This window comes from Siminovitchia jepli, assembly GCF_047228825.1.
In the GTDB taxonomy this organism is placed as follows: domain Bacteria; phylum Bacillota; class Bacilli; order Bacillales; family Bacillaceae_C; genus Siminovitchia.
Genome location: NZ_JBFEGN010000164.1, coordinates 1 through 3339, shown reverse-complemented (window position 1 = coordinate 3339; position 3339 = coordinate 1). Strand labels below are relative to the sequence as shown.

Here is a 3339-nt window from a genome sequence, read left to right as displayed (position 1 = left end):
AGGGAAGTACAGAAATCACGCCGGAGGAATTTGAATAAAGAAGGCCTATTTTTGACGGAACAAAGTGATTCTTTACAGCACCCGCTTATCAAAAGCTGAAGGTGTCAGTTCATACTCTTTCATAATTTCAACACGAGGTTTTTCAGCAGCATGCAGGTTCACGATTTGTTCTTTAAATTCTTTAGAAGAGGTTCTCCTTGGTTTTCGAGTCATATCTGATTCTCCTCAGCTTTTATGTGAATCAAGTTTATGTGACCTTATAATATTTGTCTAACTAAGTGTAGACTATCCACTGTTTTGTTTCGCCCCAGTCTACTTGAAGTTGTTTGCCCATTGGTTGTTCAGAAACTGCTTCATATTGACGGACAATAACCTTTTTTTCAACCTGATAAAATTCACGAATGTCTTTCACATAAGATCTCACAGTACTTCCACCGACTAATAGGTCGGGATATCTCTCTCAAAAGCCAATCATGAATTTGAGCACTACTCAGGTAAGGATACTCTTCTAGCCAGGCAAGTATCCAGTCTTTATAGGAATCTAGTTTTTTCTTCTTCCCCAAAAGCTGTTCAGTGTAGGATCTTGCCTCATCAAATGTCATTTCTAAATATTTATAGACAGTTGGTCTTGAGATCTTAAGCTCCTTAGAGATTTGTGCTACTTTAAATTTTCTTTTATGCAGTTCATTAATCTTTACATATAACATTAACTTCTCCTCCAAAACCCTAACCTTCAGTAAAATAACGTTAACATCTATTTTACTAAAGTAATAGGTTGATATAGAAAAGTGTAAAATCCTATCAAGCGAAAACTGTCAACTTTATTCTAGCCTTTACAAAGGTATTTATGTGTTAGGAATAGCAATTAAAGGTCATCCAAGGGCAAAGTCATCCGTCGATGACCTTACCCACTAATCTTAGTATGTTTTGCTTATAGTAATCCAGGGGGATCTATAGAATAAGAAGTTGTTGTCATTTGGTGAAATATGTATATTGGCATCCGAGTAAGAGGGGCGATCGACATTTCCTTATGTAAGTTGAAGGATCTCCAACAGTTCTTCAACGTCGGAAAAAAGCAAAGATCTTAACTTTGTGAACGTTTGATATAACGTCAATGTTGTCTTGGTTTCCAACCGAAGAAGCAATAGTAAACTGTAAGCCATCATGGCAATATAAAGCTGGTTCCAGGCAGACTGTTCGGTTCTGCCATGGATATGGTTAAGATGCTGCTTTATCCATTTGAACATCAGAAAAAAGAAGTGCCGAACGAAGAAATCCAAACAACCTTATGGGGTTGTGGATTGGAAGATAATTGGACAAAGAATCCTTATTTGTAAAAAATTGTTCGCCGAGGAGCTTATGTATGGCACTTTGATTTTTTTCATCTCCATATAGTTCGAATCATCTTCCGTCAATCTGAATATAATCATTAAGAATTTGCCGTTTCCGAGCAAGGGAGGTTTACCCCATGAAGAAAAAGTGGATAACTGCTGTTTCATTAGTTTGCGCCGCTTTGTTATTAGTGTCCTGTTCTCCAAGCGGCGGAAATGGAAAAGGGCAGTTTCCTGAAAAATCCATTACGTACAGCATCCCGTTTGAACCAGGCGGACAGTCTGATGTCGAGGCCCGGCGGCAGCAGCCATTCCTTGAGGAAGCTTTAGAGCAAAAAATTGTTATTCAGTATAAACCCGGCGGCGGGGGCTCCGTAGGCTGGAGCGAGTTGGTCAATCAAAAGCCGGATGGCTATTTTCTCGCAGGCATCAATATCCCGCATATTATTCTGCAGCCGCTTGCAAACGAAGACACAGGATATAATACGGAGGATATTGTCCCTATAGCCATTTTCCAGGCAACACCGATTGCGTTGGCTGTAGGCAAAAACAGCGGGATTGATTCGTTGGAAGACTTTATCCAAAAAGCCAGGAAGAATCCGGGCTCCATCACCATATCGGGCTCTGGAAACTATTCAGGCCATCATATCGCCTTTTTACAGCTTCAGAATTTGGCCGAAATCAAAATGCAATATGTGCCGTTTGACGGGGCCGGCCCCTCCATGCAGGCCTTTCTGGGGGGCAACACCGACGCTGTATTGGCGAATTCAAGCGATTTATTAAAATATACTGAAGACATGAAAATTCTAGCAATCGGATCTGAAGAAAGATTCGAACCTATGCCGGAGTTTCCTACTTTTATCGAATTAGGCTACGATATGACGGCATCGATTGACCGCGGGGTAGGCGTACCGCCGGGTACCGACAAAAAGATTATTCACATATTGGAAAAGGCCTTCTTGGACATTTTGGAAGAGCCGGGGGTCAAAGATCAGATGTATGAGGAAGGTTTTGAGCCAAAAACAATGGGTCATGAAGAATCGGTGAAGTATATTGAGATGAAAACAAAGGAGTATACGGATATTTTGGAAAAACAGTAGGGGTAATTGCCGCCAAAGCGAGCAAGGTTACGCCAATAACGATTGCGGGAAAGAAGCAGGCCGCAGCCAAATTGGTCCTGGAAACCATGGTTACGGAACGGGAGGCGCAAAGATGATTGATTCGATTCCATCTGTTATTGGCTCATTAACGGATCCTTTCAATATGCTGCTCCTATGTTGCGGTGTACTCGTAGGGATTATTGTGGGGGCATTGCCCGGGTTAACGGCCACGATGGCTTTGGCTCTTCTTTTGCCTTTTACCTTTACGATGCAGCCGGAAGCGTCGCTTATGACGATGGGAGGATTATATGTTGGCGGCATTTATGGCGGCTGCATTTCAGCCATATTGATTAATACCCCCGGTACGCCATCTGCGATCGCCACCACCTTTGACGGATACCCGTTGGCGAGAAAGGGGAAAGCTTCTCATGCTCTTGCAGCCGCGGCTTTAAGCTCAGGAGTCGGGGGAATTATAGGCGGTTTGGCCCTTTTGTTTTTAACGCCTATATTGGCAAAATGGGCGCTCAGCTTTGGCCCTTCAGAGTATTTTTGGGTGGCGATACTGGGTTTGACGATGATTGCTACGCTTTCCTCCGGTTCTTTGTTAAAGGGATTGATCGGCGGCTGTATCGGTTTATTGTTGGGAACGGTCGGGATCTCTCCAGTTGGCGGGGAGTCCAGATACACGTTCGGTTTTTCCGGTCTGCAGTCCGGATTGGATATGGTTGTCATATTAATTGCGTTCTTTTGTGTACCGGAAGTCATTTCAATGATCGAGAATAAAATCAGGCCCCAAAAGGAGGATAAAAAAGAAAAGGGTATAGCCAGAAGCAGCCTTGAGGAGTAAAAAATCTTCGAGATAATTTCAATTATCATACCCCCTAAATTTTGATAAATATGGGATAATT

The 3339-nt window shown here is 42.6% G+C and carries 2 protein-coding genes and 2 pseudogenes; 2 read left to right on the top strand and 2 right to left on the bottom strand.

All coding sequences use genetic code 11. From position 1 onward, the window contains the following. Positions 1–84 precede the first annotated feature (84 nt). Both AB1L08_RS21920 and AB1L08_RS21915 read right to left on the bottom strand, forming a co-directional pair. A pseudogene (locus AB1L08_RS21920) lies at positions 85–213 on the bottom strand (IS3-like element IS655 family transposase); the annotation flags it as partial. A gap of 79 nt (positions 214–292) precedes the next feature. Then, positions 293–707 (bottom strand): annotated as a pseudogene (locus tag AB1L08_RS21915) (helix-turn-helix domain-containing protein); the annotation flags it as partial. Between the two features lie 761 nt (positions 708–1468). Between AB1L08_RS21915 and AB1L08_RS21910 the strand changes: the two are divergent. Together AB1L08_RS21910 and AB1L08_RS21905 are read left to right on the top strand one after the other, a co-directional pair. Beyond that, positions 1469–2431, top strand: a complete 963-nt coding sequence (locus AB1L08_RS21910) for a tripartite tricarboxylate transporter substrate binding protein (RefSeq protein ID WP_413066709.1) — start codon at positions 1469–1471, stop codon at positions 2429–2431. Positions 2432–2543: 112 nt separating this feature from the next. Further along, positions 2544–3278, top strand: a complete 735-nt coding sequence (locus tag AB1L08_RS21905) for a tripartite tricarboxylate transporter permease (RefSeq protein WP_413066708.1) — start codon at positions 2544–2546, stop codon at positions 3276–3278. Positions 3279–3339: the final 61 nt, after the last annotated feature.